Annotated in this window: 15 protein-coding genes; 13 read left to right on the top strand and 2 right to left on the bottom strand. The window is 69.7% G+C overall.

The annotated features are described in order from the left end of the window. The first annotated feature begins 85 nt into the window (after positions 1 to 85). The 6 genes from OG746_RS14905 to OG746_RS14930 all read left to right on the top strand — a co-directional run bounded on the left by OG746_RS14905 (position 86) and on the right by OG746_RS14930 (position 8,921). Positions 86 to 1,204, top strand: a complete 1,119-nt coding sequence (locus OG746_RS14905; protein ID WP_266715075.1) for an ABC transporter substrate-binding protein — start codon at positions 86 to 88, stop codon at positions 1,202 to 1,204. Between the two features lie 187 nt (positions 1,205 to 1,391). Further along, complete coding sequence (locus tag OG746_RS14910; protein WP_266718957.1) at positions 1,392 to 2,183, top strand: ATP-binding cassette domain-containing protein; 792 nt, start codon at positions 1,392 to 1,394, stop codon at positions 2,181 to 2,183. Between the two features lie 17 nt (positions 2,184 to 2,200). Further along, complete coding sequence (locus tag OG746_RS14915) at positions 2,201 to 3,490, top strand: sugar ABC transporter permease (RefSeq protein WP_266718959.1); 1,290 nt, start codon at positions 2,201 to 2,203, stop codon at positions 3,488 to 3,490. Between the two features lie 238 nt (positions 3,491 to 3,728). Next, positions 3,729 to 5,651: a 1-deoxy-D-xylulose-5-phosphate synthase gene (dxs, locus tag OG746_RS14920; protein WP_266715076.1), complete on the top strand. Its 1,923-nt coding sequence runs from the start codon at positions 3,729 to 3,731 to the stop codon at positions 5,649 to 5,651. 199 nt (positions 5,652 to 5,850) lie between these two features. Further along, entirely contained in the window at positions 5,851 to 7,368 is a 1,518-nt protein-coding gene (locus OG746_RS14925) for an amino acid permease (protein WP_266715077.1), read from the top strand. A gap of 83 nt (positions 7,369 to 7,451) precedes the next feature. Then, on the top strand, positions 7,452 to 8,921 hold the full coding sequence (locus tag OG746_RS14930) for an ArnT family glycosyltransferase (protein ID WP_266715078.1): 1,470 nt from the start codon (positions 7,452 to 7,454) through the stop codon (positions 8,919 to 8,921). Between the two features lie 14 nt (positions 8,922 to 8,935). On the opposite strand, the gene OG746_RS14935 is transcribed toward OG746_RS14930, so the two are convergent. Continuing rightward, entirely contained in the window at positions 8,936 to 9,289 is a 354-nt protein-coding gene (locus OG746_RS14935) for a PIN domain-containing protein (RefSeq protein WP_266715079.1), read from the bottom strand. 51 nt (positions 9,290 to 9,340) lie between these two features. Here OG746_RS14935 and OG746_RS14940 point away from each other — a divergent pair, with 51 nt between their 5' ends. After that, a complete protein-coding gene (locus OG746_RS14940) occupies positions 9,341 to 10,366 on the top strand; it encodes a PLL family lectin (protein WP_266715080.1) in 1,026 nt (341 codons plus the stop codon). A gap of 155 nt (positions 10,367 to 10,521) precedes the next feature. Beyond that, on the top strand, positions 10,522 to 11,643 hold the full coding sequence (locus tag OG746_RS14945; protein ID WP_266715081.1) for a PLL family lectin: 1,122 nt from the start codon (positions 10,522 to 10,524) through the stop codon (positions 11,641 to 11,643). A 22-nt stretch (positions 11,644 to 11,665) separates the two neighbouring features. Here OG746_RS14945 and OG746_RS14950 read toward each other — a convergent pair whose 3' ends face one another. Continuing rightward, complete coding sequence (locus OG746_RS14950) at positions 11,666 to 12,763, bottom strand: LCP family protein (RefSeq protein ID WP_266715082.1); 1,098 nt, start codon at positions 12,761 to 12,763, stop codon at positions 11,666 to 11,668. A 452-nt stretch (positions 12,764 to 13,215) separates the two neighbouring features. On the opposite strand from OG746_RS14950, the gene OG746_RS14955 reads away from it, so the two are divergent. The 5 genes from OG746_RS14955 to OG746_RS14975 are packed head-to-tail and all read left to right on the top strand — an operon-like array spanning position 13,216 to position 22,242. Next, positions 13,216 to 14,787 (top strand): stealth family protein, encoded by a 1,572-nt coding sequence (locus tag OG746_RS14955; protein ID WP_524540465.1) that lies wholly within the window; start codon positions 13,216 to 13,218, stop codon positions 14,785 to 14,787. A gap of 15 nt (positions 14,788 to 14,802) precedes the next feature. Continuing rightward, positions 14,803 to 16,416: a stealth family protein gene (locus OG746_RS14960; RefSeq protein ID WP_266715084.1), complete on the top strand. Its 1,614-nt coding sequence runs from the start codon at positions 14,803 to 14,805 to the stop codon at positions 16,414 to 16,416. A gap of 2 nt (positions 16,417 to 16,418) precedes the next feature. After that, positions 16,419 to 18,176, top strand: coding sequence for a stealth family protein (locus OG746_RS14965; RefSeq protein WP_266718960.1), 1,758 nt, complete (start codon positions 16,419 to 16,421; stop codon positions 18,174 to 18,176). Then, entirely contained in the window at positions 18,173 to 20,266 is a 2,094-nt protein-coding gene (locus OG746_RS14970; protein WP_266715085.1) for a glycosyltransferase family 4 protein, read from the top strand. Before OG746_RS14965 ends, OG746_RS14970 begins: the two co-directional genes overlap by 4 nt. Continuing rightward, on the top strand, positions 20,263 to 22,242 hold the full coding sequence (locus tag OG746_RS14975; RefSeq protein WP_266715086.1) for a DUF8189 domain-containing protein: 1,980 nt from the start codon (positions 20,263 to 20,265) through the stop codon (positions 22,240 to 22,242). Before OG746_RS14970 ends, OG746_RS14975 begins: the two co-directional genes overlap by 4 nt. Positions 22,243 to 22,277: the final 35 nt, after the last annotated feature.

Raw genomic sequence — 22,277 nt, forward strand, 5'->3', positions numbered from 1 at the left:
TACTCCTTGACGCTGCGGTTGCGGCCGAGTTGACTTCCAGCCACCTCGGCCGCAACGACGCGGCCTCGTCAGGGAGGTTTCTGAAGTGAACACGCGTATGCGTCGTGCCGCCGTTGCATTCTGTGCCACCGCCATGGCCGTGTCCCTCGCCGCCTGTGGCAGCGCCAAGGAGTCCGGTGGTGAGGGCGACAAGTCCACCGCCAAGAACACCGATGCGCTGAAGATAGGCCTGCTCCTTCCGGAGAACCAGACGGCGCGTTACGAGAAGTTCGACAAGCCCATCATCGAGCAGCAGGTCAAGAAGCTGACGAATGGCAAGGGCAAGGTCCAGTACCTCAACGCCAAGCAGGACGCGTCCGTCCAGTCGCAGCAGATCGACACGATGATCACCAACAAGGTGGACGTGCTGATCATCGACGCGGTCGACTCCAAGGCCGTCGCCGGCGGTGTGAAGAAGGCCAAGGACGCGGGCATCCCCGTCGTCGCCTACGACCGCCTGGCCGAGGGCCCGATCTCCGCCTACACCTCGTTCGACAACGAGGAGGTCGGCAAGGTTCAGGGCAAGGCCCTGCTGAAGGCCCTGGGCGACAAGGCCAAGCCGAGCAACGAGATCGTCATGATGAACGGTGCCGCCACGGACCCGAACGCCGGCGACTTCAAGAAGGGCGCCCACTCCGTCCTCGACGGCAAGGTGAAGGTCGCCAAGGAGTACGACACCAAGGAGTGGAAGCCGGAGAACGCCAACGCCAGCATGGAGGCCGCGATCTCCGCCCTCGGCAAGGACAAGATCGTGGGCGTCTACTCCGCCAACGACGGCCTCGCCGGCGGCATCATCACCGCGCTCAAGGGCGCGGGCGTCTCCAAGCTTCCCCCGGTCACCGGCCAGGACGCCGAGCTTGCCGGCGTGCAGCGCATCGTGACCGGCGACCAGTACATGTCGGTCTTCAAGTCGTACCCGCAGGAGGCCGAGACCGTCGCCAAGATGGCCGTCTCGATCGCCAAGGACGGCAAGCTCGACAGCTCGCTCCAGACCACCAAGGTCGACAGCGGCACCGAGAAGGGCATCCCCTCCGTGATCGTCCCGGTGGTCTCGTTGACCCAGGACAACATCAAGGACACGGTCATCAAGGAGGGTTACTACACGGTCAACGACATCTGCACGGCCAAGTACAAGAAGGCCTGCGACAAGATCGGCCTGAAGTAACCCGAGTGAACCGGGAGCGCGCAGCAGCCTCCCTTGCGGCCCTGACGGGCCCCTGATGCACGTCCGGCGCCCCGCCGCCAACAGCCCCGCAAAGCTCAACGGCCGGGCGCCGGACGGAACACCAACACCCCCCTCATTCTTCTGAGTTCAACCTCCCGCCGGGTTCAGACCTTTGGCGGTGAAGGAGATGGTTCACGTGTCCGCTACGCCCGTGCTGGCGTTGCGCGGGGTCTCCAAGCGATTCGGTGCCGTGCAGGCGCTCACCGACGTAGAGCTTGAAGTCCACGCCGGTGAGGTGGTCGCCCTGGTCGGCGACAACGGTGCCGGAAAGTCCACCCTGGTCAAGACGATCGCCGGCGTGCACCCCATCGATGACGGTGTCATCGAGTGGCACGGCAAGGCCGTCGCCGTCAACCGGCCGCACGATGCCCAGGACCTGGGGATCGCGACCGTCTATCAGGACCTCTCGCTGTGCGACAACATCGATGTCGTCGGCAACCTGTTCCTGGGACGCGAGATCAAGAAGCGCGGCATCCTCGACGAGGTCGAGATGGAGCGCCGCGCCCAGGAACTGCTCGACACCCTTTCGATCCGGATACCCAGCGTGCGGATCCCGGTCGCCTCGCTCTCCGGCGGTCAGCGCCAGGTCGTGGCGATCGCCCGCTCGATGCTCGGCGAGCCCAAGCTGGTGATCCTCGACGAGCCGACCGCCGCCCTCGGCGTCGAGCAGACCGCTCAGGTCCTCGACCTCGTCGAGCGCCTTCGCGAGCGCGGCCACGCGGTCATCCTCATCAGCCACAACATGGCCGATGTGAAGGCCGTCGCCGACAAGGTCGGCGTGCTCCGGCTCGGCCGCAACAACGGCGTGTTCGACGTCAAGAGCACGTCCCAGGAAGAGATCATCTCCGCCATCACCGGCGCCACGGACAACGCCGTGACCCGTCGTGCGGCACGCGCGAACGTGGAGGCTCAGAAGTGAGCGTCAACAAGCCCGAAGTGAGCGTCACCAAGGCCGACAGGCCCGAGTCCGCCGTGGACGCCCCGGGAGTCGCCGCCGGCGCCGCCGTGACCGCCATCGACCCCCGCCTCCTCGTGCGCGAGCAGGGCTTCGCGGGCTACATCAGCGAGTTCAAGCGCAAGGTCAAGGGCGGTGACCTGGGCGCCATCCCGGTCGTCATCGGCCTGATCGTCATCGGCGTGATCTTCCAGAGCATGAACTCGGCGTTCCTGGGCGCGGAGAACCTCAGCAACATCTTCGTCGCGATGGTCGCCACCGGCATGATGTCGGTCGGCATCATCTTCGTGCTGATGCTCGGCGAGATCGACCTGTCGGTCGGCTCCGTCTCCGGTGTCTCCTCGGCGATCACCGCGGTGCTGAGCGTCACGCACGGCATGAACGAGTGGCTCGCCGTCCTCATCTCGCTCGCCGCGGGCGCGATCATCGGCGCCCTGCACGGCTTCTTCTTCGCCCGGCTCGGCGCTCCCGCCTTCGCCGTCACGCTGGCGGGCCTGCTGTTCTGGAACGGCTTCATGCTCCAGATCCTGGGCTCCAACGGCACCATCAACCTCGACGGCGACGGTGTGGTCGGCAAGCTCACCACGTACTACTTCTCGGACGTCGCCGCCGCCTACGTCCTCGCCGTCATCGCGGTCCTCGGCTACTTCGTGCCGACCTTCCTCGGCAACCGGCGCCGCGAGGCCGCGGGGATCCCGTCCCGGCCGCTCAGCGACATCGTGCTGCGCACGGTGCTGCTCGCGATCGCCGTCTTCGGCGTGGCGATCATCTTCAACCAGTACAAGGGGCTGCCGCTCGCGGTGCTGCTGTTCGGCATCGTCCTCGTCGGCACCGACTTCATGCTGCGCCGCACTTCGTACGGCCGAAAGATCAACGCGCTCGGCGGCAGCGTCGAGGCCTCCCGGCGTGCCGGCATCAACGTCACGGCGATCCGGATCTCGGTCTTCTCCCTCGCGGGCCTGTTCGCGGCGGTCGGCGGCCTCTTCTGGGCCTCCAAGATCGCGGCGGCCAACCAGGGCGCCGGCGCCGGTGACCTTCTGATGAACGTCATCGCCGCGGCCGTCATCGGCGGCACCAGCCTCTTCGGTGGCCGGGGCCGCACCTGGAACGCGCTGCTCGGTGTGCTGGTGATCACGTCGATCCAGTACGGCCTCCAGCTCCAGGGCATCGCCACCCCGATCCAGTACATGATCACCGGCGCTGTGCTCCTCGCCACGGTCGTCATCGACTCGATCACCCGTAAGACCCAGAAGACGGCCGGCCGCGCCTGACGGCTGCCGCGGCCCTTCTGGCCTCGATCGACTGTGCCCGGTGTCAATGGTGACGCCGGGCACAGTCACGCGTACGCCCTGCGTGCGGGGCGTGCCGCTGGTTCTGTTTCGTGACGAGGGCGTGACGAGGAACGCACGGCCCGCACGCCGCCGCGAGTGGCGGAACATTAGAATCGACAGGCCCGGCAAGCTCGACAGCTCAACCAGCTACTCACAGCTCTATCGCAAGGAGGCACGGGTGCCGCTGCTGACCCGCATCACGGGACCGCGCGATCTGGACCGGCTCAGCCTGGAGCAGTTGGACCAGCTGGCAGGCGAGATCCGGACCTTCCTCGTCGACGCGGTCTCCAAGACCGGCGGCCACCTCGGCCCGAACCTGGGCGTCGTCGAGCTGACGATCGCCCTGCACCGCGTCTTCGAGTCCCCCCAGGACAAGGTCCTGTGGGACACCGGCCACCAGTCCTACGTGCACAAGCTGCTCACCGGCCGCAAGGACTTCTCCAAGCTGAAGATGAAGGGCGGCCTCTCCGGCTACCCCTCGCAGGCCGAGTCCGAGCACGACGTGATCGAGAACAGCCACGCCTCCACGGTCCTCGGCTGGGCCGACGGTCTGGCGAAGGCGAACGAGATCCAGGAGCGCGACGACCACGTCGTCGCGGTCATCGGTGACGGCGCCCTCACCGGCGGCATGGCCTGGGAGGCGCTGAACAACATCGCCGCAGCCAAGGACCGCCCCCTCGTCATCGTCGTCAACGACAACGAGCGCTCGTACGCGCCCACCATCGGCGGCCTCGCGAACCACCTCGCGACCCTGCGCACCACGGACGGCTACGAGCGCTTCCTGGCCCGCGGCAAGGACCTCCTGGAGCGCACCCCGGTCGTCGGCAAGCCGCTGTACGAGACGCTGCACGGCGCCAAGAAGGGCCTCAAGGACTTCATCGCCCCGCAGGGCATGTTCGAGGACCTCGGCCTGAAGTACGTCGGCCCGATCGACGGCCACGACATCGAGGCGCTCGAATCGGCCCTCACCCGCGCCAAGCGCTTCGGCGGCCCGGTCATCGTGCACTGCCTCACCGAGAAGGGCCGCGGCTACAAGCCCGCCCTCCAGGACGAGGCCGACCGCTTCCACGGCATCGGCCCCATCCACCCCGACACCGGCCTCCCGATCAAGGCCTCCGGCGCCGACTGGACCTCCGTCTTCGGCGACGAGATGGCCAAGCTCGGCCGCGAGCGAGAGGACATCGTGGCGATCACCGCCGCGATGCTTCAGCCGGTCGGCCTGAAGAAGTTCGCCGAGGAGTTCCCCGAGCGGGTCTACGACGTCGGCATCGCCGAGCAGCACGCGGCGACCAGCGCGGCGGGCCTCGCCCAGGGCGGCCTGCACCCGGTCTTCGCGGTCTACGCGACGTTCCTCAACCGCGCCTTCGACCAGCTCCTCATGGACGTCGCCCTGCACAAGTGCGGGGTCACCTTCGTCCTGGACCGGGCCGGCATCACCGGCACCGACGGCGCCTCGCACAACGGCATGTGGGACATGTCCCTCCTCCAGGTCGTCCCCGGCGTCCGCATCGCCGCGCCGCGCGACGCCGACCAGGTCCGCGCCCAGCTGCGCGAGGCGGTCCAGGTCGACGACGCGCCCACCGTCGTCCGCTACTCCAAGGGCGCGGTCGGCCCGGCCGTCGAGGCGGTCGGCAAGGTCGGCGGCATGGACGTGCTGCGCGAGCCGAAGTCCGACAAGCCCGACGTCCTCCTGGTCTCGGTCGGCGCCCTCGCCCCGATGTGCCTGGAGATCGCCGACCTCCTCGACAAGCAGGGCATCACGACGACCGTCGTCGACCCCCGCTGGGTCAAGCCGGTCGACGAGGCGATGGCCCCGCTGGCCGAGCGCCACCGCGTGGTCGTCACGGTCGAGGACAACTCCCGCGTGGGCGGCGTCGGTTCGTCCATCGCGCAGGCGCTGCGCGACGCGGGCGTCGACGTCCCGCTCCGTGACTTCGGCATCCCGCCGCGCTTCCTGGAGCACGCCTCCCGCAAGGAGATCATGGCGGAGATCGGCCTCACGGCCCCCGACATCGCCCGCCAGGTCACAGGCCTCGTCTCCAAGCTGGACGGCCGTTACGAGGAGTCGACCTCGGCCACGGTGGAGCCGGCGCGGGACTGAGGCGAATCAAGCCCGTCCGGCGATTGAGGACATCTTTTAATCGTCGGTGGGGCTGAATCTGCCGAGGTGGCGCGTGGGGTCGACCGATCCCCCATAAGGGGGCCCGGTCGGCCCCATTCGTATGAATACGCAGGACTCACCCGCCCGCCGAAGGCTACTCGTCTCGATCATGGGACGACGAAGCCTACGGAGGTAGCCGGTGAGCACCCAGCCAGACACGGGCCCGGAGCGGAGCCGCAACGGCCTGTTCAGGACCAAGTCCATCGAGCAGTCCATCCAGGACACCGAGGAGCCCGAGCACCAGCTCAAGAAGACCCTCTCCGCCCTCGACCTCACCGTCTTCGGCGTCGGCGTCGTCATCGGCTCCGGCATCTTCGTCATCACCGGCACCGCCGCCACCGACTACGCGGGCCCGGCGGTCACCATCTCCTTCGTCGTCGCCGCCGTGGTCTGCGCCCTCGCGGCGCTCTGCTACGCGGAGTTCGCCTCGACGGTCCCGGTCGCCGGATCCGCGTACACCTTCGCCTTCGCCTCCCTCGGCGAGTTCCCGGCATGGATCATCGGCTGGGACCTGATCCTCGAACTCGCCCTCGGCTGTGCGACGGTCGCCGTCGGCTGGTCGGGCTACGTACAGTCGCTCCTCGACAGCTGGGGCATTCCCCTACCGGCGGCCCTCCAGGGCCCCGGCTCGGGCCACGACGGCTTCAGCTTCAACATCGCCGCGTTCCTGCTGGTCCTCGCCGTGATGACGGTCGTCGTCATCGGCATGAAGCTGTCGGCCTGGGTGACGTCGGTGGTCGTGGCCATCAAGGTCACGGTCGTCCTGATCGTGATCGCGGTCGGCGCCTTCTTCATCAACGGCGCCAACTACACCCCGTACATCCCGCCCGCCCAGGACAACAAGAGCAGCTCGGGGCTGAGCGCCACACTCCTCGAAGGAATCGCCGGCTTCACACCCTCCAGCTTCGGCGTGATGGGCATCTTCACCGCCGCGGCCGTCGTCTTCTTCGCGTTCATCGGCTTCGACGTCGTCGCGACGGCGGCCGAGGAGACCCGCAGGCCGCAGAAGGACGTCCCGCTCGGCATCCTCGGCTCCCTCGCCATCTGCACGGTCCTGTACGTGGGCGTGGCCGCGATCGTCACCGGCATGCAGAACTACAAGGACCTCGACCCGGGCGCCCCGCTCGCCGAGGCCTTCAAGTCGGTCGGCCACCCGTTCTGGGCGGGCCTGATCTCCTTCGGCGCGGTCGTCGGCCTCACGGTCGTCTGCATGATCCTGCTCCTCGGCCAGAGCCGCGTCTTCTTCGCGATGAGCCGTGACGGCCTGCTGCCCCCGGTCTTCAGCGCGGTCCACCCCAAGTTCCGCACGCCGTACCGTTCGACGATCATCCTGGGCTTCCTGACGGCCCTGGTGGCGGGCTTCATCTCCCTCGAAGAGCTCTCCAAGCTGGTCAACATCGGCACCCTGTTCGCCTTCGTCGTGGTGGCCCTCGGCGTCCTCATCCTGCGCCGCACCCGCCCCGACCTCCCGCGCGGCTTCAAGGCCCCGTGGGTGCCGTTCCTGCCCATCGCCTCCGTGGCGTGCTCGGTGTGGCTGATGCTCAACCTGTCCGTGGAGACGTGGCTGCGGTTCGTGGTGTGGATGCTGGTCGGCGTGGTGATCTACTTCATCTACGGCCGCCGCCACAGCCGCGCGGCGCGGGGCAACGCACAGTAGTCGCCGTGTGAATCGTCGTGTGAATCGCCGCCCCTGTATGTCCCTGCCAAGTGGGACATACAGGGGCGGATAGTTTGGCGCCCATGCTCACTGAGGTGCCCCCGTCGCGACTGTACGTATCCGAAGGCCGCGGCGGCACCTCGGGACGCAGACGCACTCGCCTTTACTGGCCCCGCGTGCTGCTCTCCCTGACAGCCCTCGCCTGCCTCACCCGCCTCCCGTCCTTCACCCGCCCGCTCTGGAACCCGGACGAGGGCTATCTCGCCGTCCAGGCACGGATGTTGGCGCACGGCGGCACGCTGTACGAAACCGTTGTCGACCGCAAACCCCCGCTGGTTCCCTGGCTGTACGAGGCGGTGTTCGCGCTCTTCGGCTCGGACTCGCTCACGCCGGTGCGGGTGTGCGCGGTGGCGGCGCACGTGGTGGCGGCGGTGTTCCTGGCGTCACTGGCCCGCCGCCGCTGGGGCGACACGGCGGGCCGCACGGCAGGAGCCCTCTACCTCGTCCTCTCCATCGGCCTGAACCCGGAGGACACGCAGGCCGCGACCTTCGAGGTCTTCATGCTGCCGTGGACCGCGGCGGCGCTGTGGTGCGCGGACCGCCGCAGATGGGGCTTGTGCGGGCTGGCGGTCGCGGGCGCGTTCCTGTCGAAGCAGACCGGGGGAGCGGTGCTGGTGCCGGTGGTGTGGATGCTGTGGCGGGCGGGCCGGCCACGAAGTGCCGTACTGCGGTGCGCTGTTGGGGCACTCACCCCGGTCGCGGCCGCGGCCCTCGCCACGAACCCCGCCGGCTTCGCCTTCTGGACGGTGACGGGCTCGGGCGCGTACGCCTCGATCACCGGCTCCGAACTCCACGTCCTCCTGCGGGGATTGACGAACGCGGCGATCCTTTCGGTGGCCTGCGCGGGCGTACTGCCGCCGATCGTACGGGTGCTGAGGATCGCCCGGACGGGATGCGGGGAGCTGTGGCTGTGGCTCGCGTCATCCGCCGCGGCGGTGATCTTCGGCTTCCACTTCTTCGGCCACTACTACCTCCAACTGATCCCGCCCCTGACCCTGTTGGGAACGCTGGCGCTGCACATTCTCCCCCGCGAACACCTGAGACGTTCCCTGCTCGCCTCGGCGTGCGCCGGCGCCCTGTTCCTCACGTGGGGCCTGCTGGCCCCCCGCACCGAACTCGCCCACACGGAGCAGGTGGCCACGGCCGTCCGCGAGCACACCGCACCGACCGAGCGCGTCCTGATCTGGGGCATGCACCCGGAAACGTACTGGCTCGCGAACCGCCGACCGGCGAGCCGCTTCCTGACGGCGGGCCTGCTCACGAACTTCAGCGGGGGCCGGGACGGGGGCGGGGTGGGCGAGCGCTTCGCGGTGCCGGGCAGCTGGGCCACGTTCCGCGCGGAGCTCCGGGCCCGGCCCCCGTCGATGATCGTCGACGATTCACGGGGCGGGCCCTATGGGCCGGGGCGGGTGGGATCGTTGAGGCGGATCCTGGGGGAGTACCGCGAAGTGGCCCGGGTGGACGGGGCGGTGGTGTACGCGCGGGGTGGGTGACGGCGGCGCATGAGCTACGGGTAGACGGTCCGCGGCCCCACGCATGTCGCCCCCAGTGACTCCACCCGACCGCGCAGCTCGCGGTCGGCCGTCACCACCACGCAAGGTTCGGCGGATTCGGCGACCACGGCGACGATGTGCGAGTCACCGTCGGTGGGTGCCTCCGAGACACGTACTCCGGGAACGGATGCCACCCCGCGGGCGGCGCCCTCCAGGACAAGGACCACCTCGGCCTCCGGATGGTCCTCGGCGTAGTCCGCCAACCGGTCGCGCAATCGGACCGCGGCTGCTCTCCGGTCGCGCCACCAGCCGTCGGGCACCGACCCCACCACGTTGGCACCGTCGACCACCACAAGTCCCGCGTTCATGGGGCCAGGGTCCCACGCGAGGTTCCGGACCACCCGATTAAGGTGGAGTGCGTGAACGGCGACTGGCTGGTACGGGCACGCGACGGCAGGCTTTGCGCGTATGAGTACGCCTCCGAGGGTGATGCCATCGGCTGCCGTCTGGAGTGCGGCCCGGACGGGTCGTGGAGCGCCGGTCGCACCGTTGGGGGCGAGCAGCGCCTCCTCCGCGGCCTCGCTCTCGCCCAAGGCCCTCATCGCTACGTCCACTTGGCCTCCTGGCGGCCCACCGTGCCCGGGGAGGCGGGGTTGGTGCACTCGACGCATTTCCAGCCCCACCTCGCCGCGCTCGACTGGACCCCGCTCGGCCACCCGAACAAGAAGGGCGACCGCACCGGGCCGCCCGCCGTCGCCGTGGACGCTCAAGGGCGTGCCCACGTCTTCGTACGCAACGGCGGAGGTGGCCTGAGCATGCGCGTACAGGGAGAGAAGGGCGGCTGGGGCGCGTGGGCCGATCTCAAGGGGTCGGGGGTGCGGGGCGAACTCGCCGCGGTGGCAGGGGAGTCGGGCCTGGTGGAGGTGTATGCGGTCACGGCCGACGGGATCGCCTGCTGGCGACAGCGGGAGCCGGGCGCGAAGCCGGTGAATGACGGCGGGGCGCTGTCGGTCAAGGTCCGCGAGTCGAGCCTGACCGCTCTGGTCACATCCGCGACCCACAGCACGCTCTTCTTCACGGACGAGGACGAGGTGCTGCACGCCTGGCGCGGGGACGCGCAGCCCGTGCCTCTCCTCAAGGCGGCCGGACCGGGCCCGGTAGCGGCCGTACGGTGCATGCTCGACGGCCACGACTGCACGGTTCTCGCGCAGCGCACGACCTCCGGCCGCGTGGCCCTTGCCGCGTATCCCACGGAGCAGGAGTCGGCCGGTGCTTGGTGGGTGGAGTCGGGGCCGGGCCTGCCGGAGGATGCGGAGGTGGCGCTCGCTCTCGATCACCGGGGCGATGTCACCGCGGCCTCGGCCTCGTCGTCCACGGGGCAGCTGCTCGTCGCCCGACGCAAGGACGAACCGGGGCTCGCGCTGACCGCCTGGCAGCCGGTCTGAACCGAGGTCCCAGCACCACTGAACGCGGTGCTGCACGGGATCATCGCGCCATGTTCACTGGTCCGTCACTTTATGATGGGACGGCTCGGGGCGCACACAGGTTCGGAACAGATGATCGGTCGCCGCCCCGCGTCAGAGAAGGGGCAGGTCACGTCATGCGGACCAGATCCGGGCGCGGCGCCGCCCGCGACAGAGCGATCGTCGAGACGGACAGCGCGGTGGACGGCTCTCGCGGGGCCGAGGGGCCGGTGGCCGGCCGCTGGCTGGTCCTCGGCAGGGACGGTCGGCTCACCGCCTACGCCCGCACCCGCACCGGGCTGCTGAGGTGGACCGAGCGGCGGCCGGGCGGACCGGACTGGCAGGGCCCCGACGTCATCCCGGTCGCCGGCCTGACCCATGTGTACGCGACCCAAGGGGCCGACGCCTACGTCCACTTCGTCGGACGCCGTCAGGTGCGCAAGGGGGACGGGCCGCCCGCGGTCGACGTCGTGCACGCCATCCAGTACCAGACCGGACGCCCCGTCACCGAGTGGCGCTCGTTGGGCAATCCGCACAAGGACCGGGAGAAGGCGGCCCGCTTCGGCGTCCCGGTCGCCGCGGTCAGCGCCTCCGGCACCGTCTACGTCTTCGTCCGCAACGCGGGTCGCGGCGTGATGCTGCGCAGGGAGCTGCCCGGTGGCACGTGGGGCGGGTGGACCGACCTCAAGGGCAGTCAGGCCCAGGAGCCGGTGGTCGTGGTCGACCACTCCTCCGGTCATGTCGAGGCGATGGTCCCCGGCCCGAACCTCATCATGCGGTGGGCCCAGGAAGAGCCCGACGGGGACGTCCGACAGCAGCCCGACATCCCCGTCACGGTGGCTCCCGGCAGCGCCGTTGCCCTGGAGACCGCGCCGGGCCGGGCCACGTACTACTGGACCGATCCCACCACCGGTGGGATCGCGGGGCATCGGCCGGGAGGTTGGGTGTACCCGCTGGGTGGAGCGCCCGGCGAGGGTGTGTTGGCCGCGCTGCGCGCTCCGATCGACGGCTACGACTGCACCGTACTGGCCCATCGCGACGTGGACGGGCAGGTCATGCTGGCCGCCTTCGGCACGGAGAACGAGCAGGCGGGCCTCTGGTGGTCGGCGACCGGCGAGGGCTGCGTGGGCGCTCCTGCCCTTGCGTGCGACGCGTTCGGGCGGGTGGTGCTCGGCATGATCGGTGCGGACGGCGGTCTGCACATCGCGCGCCAGACCGCTGAGTCCGGCCTGCGCCTCGCGCCGTCGCAGCGGGCCTGATCGCAGAGTCGGCGGGGGAGGGTCAGCCGGAGGTTCCGCCGGTGGCCGGGGACTTCTTCGCCGACTCGGGGATCTCCTTGTCCGTGCGCAGCGCCTTCCACAGCGTGCTCGCCTGCGGCTCCGCGGCCACGACGCGATTGCGGTCCTGTTGGTCGTAGGCCACCGGAAGCATGACCGTCTCCATGGAGCCGGGATCCACGCCGTTCATGCTGCGCGCGAAGTCGGCCAGCTTGGTCAGCGAGGAGAGGCCGGAGTCCGTCGTCATCGACTCGGTCAGATTGTCCGCGATCTTGTACGCCTTGGTGGGACTGCCCAACAGGTCCTGCTTCTCGATCTCGGACAGCAGGGCGATCATGAACTTCTGCTGCAGTCCGATGCGGCCGAGGTCGCTGCCGTCGCCGATGCCGTGCCGGGTGCGGACGAACGCCAGCGACCGGGTTCCGTCCAACGTGTGTGTGCCGGCTTCCAGGTCGAGGCCGCTGGACTTGTCGTGGATGGCCTTGTCGACAGTGACCGGAACGCCGCCGATCGCGTCCACGAGCCCCTTGAAGCCGGCGAAGTCGATCTCCACGAAGTGGTCCATGCGCACGCCGGACATCTGCTCCACCGTCTTGACCACACAGGCCGGACCGGCCGCGGAATAGACGGAGTTGAACATCACACGCTTCGCGGACGGCAGGGCGGAGCCACTGGTTGCCGTGCACTCGGGACGGGTGACGAGGGTGTCGCGCGGGATGCTGATGGCGACGGCCTGTTGCCGGCCCTCGGGTATGTGCATCACGAGGGCGGTGTCGGAGCGGGCGCCGGAAACCTTGCCGGTGCCGAGCGAGGCGTTGGCGCCGGAGCGCGAGTCGGAGCCGAGCACGAGGATGTTCTGCCCCGAAGTGGGCAGCTTCTCGGGCCTGTTGGTGCCGATGGCCTTGTCGAGGTCCACGCCCTTCAGGTTGCCGTCGAGGTTGCTGTAGAGCCAGTACCCCGTGCCGCCCGCGGCCAGGAGTACGACGACCAGGGCCAGCAGGATCCAGCGCCACACGCGTCGTCGTCGCGGCTTGCCCCTGCGGCGCCCGGGTGCGCGCCTGGATCTACGGGTCTGCTGCGGCTCCGTCAGGGCGTGCGTCATGCCGCGGTGTCCTCTCTCGCAGGTGGCTCGGCGCAAGGAGGCACCGACCCGGGTGATGACGGGTAGGGAGGCCACGAGTGGGGGAGAGGCAGGCCGCGGGGCCGACCGGCGGGCCGTGCTGTGCCCGAACTATAGACCGACTCCGAACTTTTTGTTTTGTGGAACGAGTCATAACCCCTGTTGACAGATGTGTGATGACTTAGTGAAGATGTGCGCGACATCTGTGAGGCTGAATAGGTCTTTCGGTGATCAAATCCGGCTATTTATTGCCGGTTGGTGAGCGGTCGCGGTTTTCGAGCCGGGGGGCACAAGGGCGTGCGACCGCTGGGGCTCGTTCTCGGCTCAGTGCCGGGCGAGAAGGGGAGGGGTGAAGTGCGACTTCTGCACGCCCTTGAAGGGCAGCGCCGGTGACAACCGTTTCGGAATCCGCCGTCCACCATGTTGCGCCTCGCATCTCGGTCGGACCGGCGCAGCACACGCCTGCCGTTCCCACGGGAAGCGCGGCCTCCGGGGAGCACTCCGACGTCTACGTCGAGCCCGGTGTCACGCCGCTGAGCGCCCGCGAGGCGAACCGCAGGGCGCTCACCGCGCTGCTCGACGCCGCGGGCGTGGGCCACTTCGCGGTGCGCGGCACCTCCGACCACGGCACCGTCGTGGCTGTTGCCGAGCACGACCGGGAGAAGGCGCTCGGCGCGGTCTTCCGGGGTCTCGGCCAGTACCCCGGCCACCTGAGCGTGGTGGATCCCGACGCCCTTCGCCCGGCCAAGCCCGTCTCCTCGCGGGACCCGAAGGCGTGGCGCGACGTCTCCGGTGCCCGCGTGCTGAACGTGAGTTGGTACCGCACCGATCAGGGCCGGCATCTGCTGCTCGGTCACGAGTACGGCTGCGCCATCGAGTTCTGGCAGCAGCGCGGCACGTACCTCGTCGCGCCCCGCGCCAACCGGGCCACCTGGGCCGTGGCGGCGGACGGCGCGAACGTGCTGGGCGCCGCCCGTCTGTTCAGCCGCTTCGTCTCCGACTGGACCGACCCGAACCTCGCGCCGCCGCTGCCCACCCGGCCCGAGTTCCTGGTGAACTGCGCCGACGACATCGCCTTCCCCATCGACGCCGTTTACACGTGGGTCGACGGCAACGACCCCGCCTGGCAACGCCGCAAGGCGACCGCGAAGGGCGAGGCGTACCACGCGGAGTCGGCCAGCGACGCGCGCTTCATCAGCCGTGACGAGCTGCGCTACTCGGTGCGCTCCCTGCACCTGTTCGCGCCCTGGATACGCAACATCTACATCGTCACCGACGACCAGGTGCCGGACTGGCTGCGCGAGGACCTGCCCGGCCTGCGCACAGCCGACCACCGGGAGATCTTCCGCAACCCGGCGGACCTGCCGACGTTCAACTCGCACTCCATCGAGAGCCAGTTGCACCACATCGAGGGGATCGCCGAGCACTTCCTCTACTTCAACGACGACATGTTCATGGGCCGGCCCGTCGCCCCGCACGCGTTCTTCACGCCGACCGGCGTGGCGCGGTACTTCCCCTCGCGCAACCGCATCCCTCAGGGCCCGGTCGCTCCGACCGACACCCCCGTCGACGCCGCCTGCAAGAACAACCGCGCCCTGCTGCACGAGCGCTTCGGCCGGGTCATCACGCAGCCCATGGAGCACATCCCGTACGCCCTGCTCAAGTCGGCCATGGACGAGGCCGAGCGGGACTTTCCCGAAGCCTGGGCCCGCACCTCGGCCAGCCGGTTCCGTGCGATCACGGACCTCTCGCCCACCTCGTCGTTCGCGCTCTACTACGCGGCCCTCACCGGCCGCGCCCAGCCGGGCTCGATGCCCTTCGCCTATCTCCAACTGGCCGTGCCCGACCTGGCGGACCGCTTGCAGCGGCTCCTGGACGGCAGGAACCAGGACTCGTTCTGCCTCAACGACGCCTTCTCGACCCCCGAGGACATCGAGGCCCAGCAGGAACTCCTCGACGGATTCCTCACCTCCTACTTCCCCACGCCCAGCCCCTACGAGCGATGAGACGGAGTTCATGACGTGGCAGATCAGACGTCGCTGAGCTCCGCGGCCCACGTATACCGGCGGCTCGTCCCGCAGCCCGTGCGCTCCGTCGCCACGACGACGGTCCCCAGACGGGTGCGGCGCAAGCTCCAGAGTTCGCTGGCGCAGACCCTCCGCCGCCGCGAAGCACGCCTCCACCGGCGTGCGCTGCGGCGCGTCCGCAGAGTCGAACTGGGCCGCTCCGAGCGCCGGGTCGCGGCACCGGACAGCCGTATCGGGCACGTGCACACCGGGCTCACCTTCGACCTGGCCCGCAGGCTCGACCTCCGCCTCGTCGCCCACGCGCTCGACGCGGCCGAGATCCCCTGGTTCGCGGTCCCGGCCCTCGACGACCGGCGTATCGCTCTCGCCGTGGACCAGCGGGACAAGGGAGCGGTGCGCCGCGCCCTGCGCGCCCTGCTGGAGGAGCACACCGGGTACGTGGTGTCGGTGTCGCCGGCCAACAGCGACACGCAGTCGATTCCCGGCAGCCATGTGAAGGCGTGGAAGCACTTCGGCAAGGCGCGCGTCATTCGCCTCGTCTGGCTGCGCACCGATCCGACCGAGAACCTCTGGCTCGGCGACGACCAGGGCATCGAGATCGAGTTCTGGACCCACAACACCGACCTGCCCCAGGAACGGCTCGTCGGCCCCCGCCCCAACCGGGTGCAGCGGGCCGTGCCCGCGGACGCGCACGGCATCGAGATCGCCCTCGACCGGCTGAGCGGCTATTGCGACATCGAAGGCGACATGGAGCCGACGGTCACGCTGGAGCACTTCGACGTGCCTCGGCTCGAAGAGGTCACCTTCCCCGTCGATGCCGTCCTGCTCTGGCAGCACCCCACCCTCTGGGGCGAGGAACTGCTCAGGGCCGCCCTGCGTTCCGTGCACCAGTACGCACCGTGGATCGATGTCGTTCACGTGGTCGCCCAGGCGCCAGTGCCTGGCTGGCTGCACTCCGACGACAGGCTCAGCATCGTCCCCGCGGGCCCCGGCGCCGAGTGGCAGCTGCACCAACTCCCCGATGTCGCAGAGCACTTCGTGCTGCTGCGTCCCGGTGCCCTGTTCGGCCGGCCGGTGCGCCCCTTCGACTACTTCGGCCCGCATGGCGTCACCCGCCCGCGCCGAGGGCGGTGGACGGCCGAGGAGTCGTTCGCCCCCTGGACCCGGGCCGCCTACACGGCAACCGGGAGTGTCACCGCCCACGGCTACGCGGGCGGCCCACAACCCCATCGCTGCGCCACCCTCGAACGCCTCACGCAGTCGGTCTCCGCGACCCTGCCGCTGTTCGACGGGCAGACGGTGCCCGCGATCCCCGGTGGCCACCCGCTGGACAGCGTGCTCCATCACATCGGGTACACGTCCGCAATCGCCGACCCGTCCGGTGAGGCGTCCACGGCGCTGCACGCGGCCCTGCCCGGCATCGACCTCCGCCTGGAGCGACTGCTCGTGCGCCGGGACACCCAGCAGATCCAGTTCTACGGGCTCGGCGACCAACGGGCCCTGGACCAGGGCGGAACCGAGGCCGTCATCCGCCTTCTGCGCCGCTACTACCCCGTCCGCAGCATCTTCGAGCGCGGGGCTTCGAGGGAGTCGGGCAACCAGTCGTGAGCATGGGCAATCCCGAGGCGTCCGCGGTCGTCGGGGCGTACCGCACCCTTGTCCCGAGCGGGCTGCGGCGCCGGATCGCGCGCCGTGTACCGATCCGTCTGCGGACAGGACTCAAGCAGCTGTTGCGCCATGCGACGGCCGTGACCCTGCTGGCCCGCGCCCTGCGCGCCGCGCGGGCGCGCCGGCGCTGGCCGCATCTGTTCAACGCGCAGGAGCGGCTCGCCGTCCTGGCCGGACACAGCAGACACGTCGCACTGGTGCGCCCCACGGTGTCACCACTGGGACTGCGTGAGGCCAACCTCGAACTCGTCTCGACCTTGTTCGACGAGGAGGGCGTCGACTACTTCGCGGTCCGGGGTGAGTCGGACTACCGCTCGTGCCTCGCCGTCGCCGAGGCGGACCGCGACCGGGTGGCTCGGGCGCTGAGCCGCAGCGCCGCCACCGGACCCGTCTATGTGACCGCCTGCCGCGGCGACGTCGAGGTGGGCCGCCGGGCCCTGTGCGGATCCCGTCGTGCCCGCCAACTCGTGGGCGGAGCACAAGTGTTGCGTGTCGGCATGGTGTGGAGCGACCCCGCCGCATCCTTGGTCATCGGCCTCGCCCACGGCTGCGACATCGAGTTCTGGCAACAGCAGGACGGCCGACTCGTCGCTCCAAGGCCCAACCGTGTCACCGACGACGTGGCCTTCGACGAACCCAGGGTTGTCGTGCCGGTCAGCAGGCTGACGGGCTTCGCGGCGCTGCACACCCGCCGCACCCGCTCGGTGCGCACCATCGCACCGTGCGCCGACGCACTGCCCGAGGACGTCCGCTTCCCCATCGACGTGGTCTACACCTGGGTCGACGGGGACGACCCCGAGTGGCAGCACCGCCGGGCCGTGTACGGCGAGGGCGGCTATCACTCGGAGTCCGCGAACGCCGCCCGCTATATCAGTCGGGACGAACTCCGCTACTCCCTGCGTGCGTTGGAGCAGAACGCCCCTTGGGTGCGCCACGTCTATCTGGTGACGGACCGTCAGTGTCCGGGCTGGCTCAATGAACGCCACCCGCGGATCACCGTGGTCGACCACTCGGAGATCTTCCACGACTCGGCCGCCCTGCCGACGTTCAACTCCCATGCGATCGAGAGCAGGCTGCACCACATCAAGGGCCTGTCCGAGCACTTCCTCTACTTCAACGACGACATGTTCCTCGGGCGTCCGGTCACCCCGGCCGACTTCTTCCTGTCGAACGGCATGACCCGCACCTTCCTGTCGCCGTCCCAAGTGCCCCAGTGGGAGCGGACGCTGGGGGACAGGCCGGTCGACGCGGCCGGGAAGAACAACCGCAGACTGCTGCTGGACAACTTCGGCTCGGCCATCGTCCAGAAGATCCGGCACGCCCCCTATGCGCTGCGGCGCAGCGTGCTCCAGGAGATCGAGACGGAGTTCGCCGAGGCGCACTGGAACACGTCCATGAGCCGGTTTCGCAGCGCGGACGACATCTCCATCCCGTCGTCGCTGTACCACTACTACGCCTACTTCACCGGCCGAGCGATCCCCTCCGAGATCACCTTCGCCTATCTCGACCTGGCCAGGCCCGAGATACAGCGGCGGCTCGGCATTCTGCTCGCCCGCCGTGACCGGCAGGCCTTCTGCATCAACGACACATTGTCCGACGGGCGCGACGTGGTTCGGCAGACCGTGATGCTCAACAAGTTCCTCCAGGCGTACTACCCCGTGCCAAGTCCGTTCGAGCGCAAGGAGGGCGAGGTCCGATGAAGATCTCCTTCCTCATCAACAACATCTACGGCATCGGCGGCACCAACCGCACGGTCATCAATCTCGCGGAGGCGCTGGCCGTCCACCACGACGTGGAGATCGTCTCGGTGTTCCGGCGTACGACCGCGACCAAGTTCGAGATCTCCCCGCGGATCACCGTTCGCGCCCTCGTCGACCTGCGCCCCGGATCCGCCGACCACACCGCGGCCGGAGGCGACGAGCCCAGCGAAGTGGTGCCGCGCCAGGAGGAGTTCTACGCGCAGTACAGCAGGTTCACCGACGCCCGCATCATCCGGGATCTGGACCGCACCGACGCCGACGTGGTCGTCGGCACCCGGCCCAGCCTCAATCTGTTCGTCGCCGGGTACACCCGCGACGGTGCGCTGCGCATCGCCCAGGAGCACATGACGCACCTGGGTATCCCCGCCGCGGTGCGGGCCGAGATGGCCCGGGTCTACCCACGGCTCGACGCCATCACCACGGTCACCGAGGCCGACGCCCGCTCGTTCATGGAGAACACGCCGATCCCCGGCATCTCCGTCGTCGGCATCCCCAACAGCGTGCCCGAGCCGTCCGTACCGCCGTCCGACTGCACGCACAAGGTCGTGGTCAGCGCCGGACGCATGCACCACATCAAGCGGTACGACCTGCTGATCCGGGCCTTCGGGGAACTCGCCGACGAGTTCCCCGACTGGCAACTGCGCATCTACGGCGACGGCGGCGAGGCCGGCAAGCTCCGCGAGCTGGTCTCTGAACTGGGCCTGGCCGGACGGGCGTTGCTGATGGGCGGCTTCTCGCCGATCGAGTCGGAGTGGGCCAAGGGGTCCATCGCGGCTGTCACCTCCAGCGCGGAGTCCTTCGGTATGACGCTGGTCGAGGCCATGCGCTGCGGACTGCCCGTGGTGTCCACCGACTGTCCCGTCGGCCCGCGCGAGATCCTCCACCCGGGCGAGGACGGCTTTCTCGTGCCCAATGGGCAGGTCGAGGGCATCGTCTGGGGGCTCCGACGGCTCATGGCCGACGAACCGCTGCGCCGTGCCATGGGGGCCGCCGCCCTGCGCAACGGAGCCGATTACGACCCGTCCGCCGTGGCGGCCCGCTACGTCGCGCTGTTCGAGGAGGCCGCCCGCAAGCGAGCCGCCGCCCAGCGGGGCTACCGGTCCCCGGGGTCGGCCCGTCGCGCCGGCGGCGGCGTTCTCACCGTGCCCCCGGTGACGCTGGGCGCGGCCACCGTGGACGTCACCACCGATGACACGGGCTGGCTGCGCTTTTCGGCCGACGGTCCCGGGGAGGGCCGCCGCTGGCAGTTCACGCTGCGCCACAAGCCGTCGGACGGTGAGCGCCGCCCCGATCTCCCGTTGCGCACCTCGCGCAAGGATCTGGACAACGGTGCGACCCGATATTCCGCCGCGCTCACGCCGTCCGCCTTCGACGCCCTCGGCGACGGGCGCTGGCAGGTGACCATGAGCGCTCCCAACGTCGCCCCCGTGCACATGAAGGCAGGAGTCCGGGACACCCGTGCCCTGATCGGTGCGCGCGCCCGTGTGATCGGCCGCCCGCCCACAGGACCGATCGCCTGGAACCTCCCGTACGCGCAGCCGAACGGTCGGCTCATGCTGCGGACCGTGCTGCGTGAGGAGCACGTCGAGTGCACCGAAGTCGATGTCGACGCCGACACGATCTCCCTGCGCGGTGTGCTGTGCGGCGGCCTCCGGATGGAGCCCGGTGCCCAGTTCGTCGTCAGCCGCCGAGGCCGACATGCGCGCAATGTTGCCGTACAGGTAGGGATCCTGGGCCGGCAGTCGTTCCGGGCCGAGGTACCACTGCGCCATGTCGTCGACCTCCGCCTGGAGCGGTGGGAGGACTGGGACTGGTGGCTCCAGCCCGACCCGTACGACCGGCGCAAGGTGCGCGTCTGCCATCTGCTGGAGGACTTCCACGACGTGAAGAGCGCCTACGTCTACCCGTCGGTCCCGCTCGCGGGGGAGGAGGCCTCGGAGTTCGCCGTGGTCCACCCGGCGCGCCCGGTGTGGGTGCGTCCGTACTGCTCGGCATCCGGGGCCATGGCCATGAACGTGGTGGACCGATGACCGCCCCGGAGACCTCGCCGACCCGTTCCGTCCTGCACATCGTCGCCCACCAGGACGACGACCTGTACTTCATGAACCCCGACCTGGTGCGCTCCCTGCAGGACGGCGACGTCGTCACAACGGTGATCGTCACCGCGGGAGAGGGCGACGGCATCAACGTCGACACCAACGAACCGCAACGCAAGGCTGTGGCACCCGACTTCGCCCGCTACAGCACCGAACGCGGGTGCGGTCTGCGCTCGGCGTACGCCCGGATGGCGACGGGCGACCGCGACCGTCCGTGGCACCGCGAGGCGGTGGAGATCGTCCCCGGATTCGCCGTGGAGCGGTTCGTCCTCGTCGGCCACCCCTCCGTGTGCCTGTACTTCTTCCAGCTGCACATGGGCGCACCCACGGAGCGGGGCACCCGCACCCGGCTGCACGAGCTGTGGGAAGGCGCGCTGCGCACCCAGCGCACGCTGCCCGTGCACGGCGGGGTCGTGACCGAGGCCCAGCACATCACCCGGGACCAGGTGATCGGCGGGCTCGCGGCACTGCTCGACCGCGTCCGGCCGACCACTGTCCGCACCATGGACCCCGACCCCGAACACGACGGTGGCCGAACGGAGTTCGTCTGCTCCGACCACATCGACCACACCACGACCACCCAGTTCGCCCTCGCGGCCCTCACCCGGCACCGCGAGGCGGGGCACGCCACCGTCGTCGAGCACTATCGCGGCTACGCCAACCGTTTCTGGGGCTACAACCTCGACTCGGACGCGGTGACGGAGAAGGCCGAGTACCTGGCGACGTACAGCGGCCTCGACGCCCCCGACGACTGCCGGCACGGCACCTGTCACACCTGTGGCGACCGACAGCTGGGCCCGGACCCGTTCCGCAGCACACACATGATGAGCACCGCCCACCGGTACTCGCCGACCACCGGATGGCTGCGCCTCGGCCCGGGCGGGCGGCTCAACGCCTTCGGAGTGCTGGGCGGTCGGCTTGCCTTCTGGACGGAGACCGGGCCTGCGAGCGGCGAGTGGAAGGGGCCGTTCGTGCTCGGCGAGGGCTGGGTGGCTCCCACCCTGGCCGTTGCCGGACTTCCCGGTGGGCCCGCGGAACTCGCGGCCCTGCGCCGCCAGCACGTCATCGGCAGCGGAGTCACCGTCGACGTCGTCCACACCACCCAGGACCCGGACGGCAACGGATTCAGCGGCTGGCAGAGCTTGGAGAACCCCGACTGGGCGCACGGCGACGCGCACCGCCAGCGGGAGTTGGGAGTGCCGCACGCGGCGGTCGACGCGGCCGGCCGGCTGTACGTCTTCTGCCGCGACTTCGACCAGGGCATCAGCGTGCGCCGTCGGGACACGGACGGCACCTGGGCGCCGTGGGAGAGCATCGGCGGCAGCTTCGTCCAGGACGCGGGCACAGCCGTCACCACTGAGCGCGGCACCGTGGAGTTGTTCGTGCCGGGCAAGACCTCGGTCTGGCGCTGGCACCAGACCGAACCGGGAGGCCCGTTCCTGCTGGACGACACCCTCAAGACGGGGCGGCCGGCGACCGGCGGGCTCTCCGCGGTCGATTCCGGAGGCGGTCGCACCTGCCTGTATTTCCGGGAGGCCGGGACCCAGCAGGTCATGGCCTACCGGCAGCATGCCGACGGTCGCTGGCCGGGCTCGGGGGCGGGGCTCGGCGGTCACGGTGGCACCGGCGCGGTGGCCGCGCTGTGGGCCCCCGAACGCGGGGCACGCGAGGCCTTCTTGGCGCATCGCGGCAGCCGGGGCCGAGTGGTCGTTTCGATGCCCGACCGCGACAAGGACGTCTCTGGTACGCACTGGCGCGAGTCGGGGGAGATGTTCACGAACGCCCCGTCGATGGCGTACGACGCGTCCGGGGCGCTGGCCGTCGCGGTCATCGGCCTGGACGGTCGACTACGAGTGCGGCGACAGCTGTCTCCCAAGGCAGGGAGCCCGTTGGGGCCGTGGAGCTCCTGACCGCACACTGTGACGGCTACCCACGAATATTTCGT

It is taken from the genome of Streptomyces sp. NBC_01016 (assembly GCF_026341035.1).
Classification (GTDB): domain Bacteria; phylum Actinomycetota; class Actinomycetes; order Streptomycetales; family Streptomycetaceae; genus Streptomyces.

Coding starts and splice junctions, on each gene's coding strand:
- OG746_RS14930 (WP_266715078.1), top strand. CDS start 7,452: ATGCTCACTGAGGTGCCCCCGTCGCGACTGTACGTATCCGAAGGCCGC.
- OG746_RS14910 (WP_266718957.1), top strand. CDS start 1,392: ATGGTTCACGTGTCCGCTACGCCCGTGCTGGCGTTGCGCGGGGTCTCC.
- OG746_RS14975 (WP_266715086.1), top strand. CDS start 20,263: ATGACCGCCCCGGAGACCTCGCCGACCCGTTCCGTCCTGCACATCGTC.
- OG746_RS14950 (WP_266715082.1), bottom strand. CDS start 12,763: ATGACGCACGCCCTGACGGAGCCGCAGCAGACCCGTAGATCCAGGCGC.
- OG746_RS14970 (WP_266715085.1), top strand. CDS start 18,173: ATGAAGATCTCCTTCCTCATCAACAACATCTACGGCATCGGCGGCACC.
- OG746_RS14935 (WP_266715079.1), bottom strand. CDS start 9,289: ATGAACGCGGGACTTGTGGTGGTCGACGGTGCCAACGTGGTGGGGTCG.
- OG746_RS14945 (WP_266715081.1), top strand. CDS start 10,522: ATGCGGACCAGATCCGGGCGCGGCGCCGCCCGCGACAGAGCGATCGTC.
- OG746_RS14965 (WP_266718960.1), top strand. CDS start 16,419: ATGGGCAATCCCGAGGCGTCCGCGGTCGTCGGGGCGTACCGCACCCTT.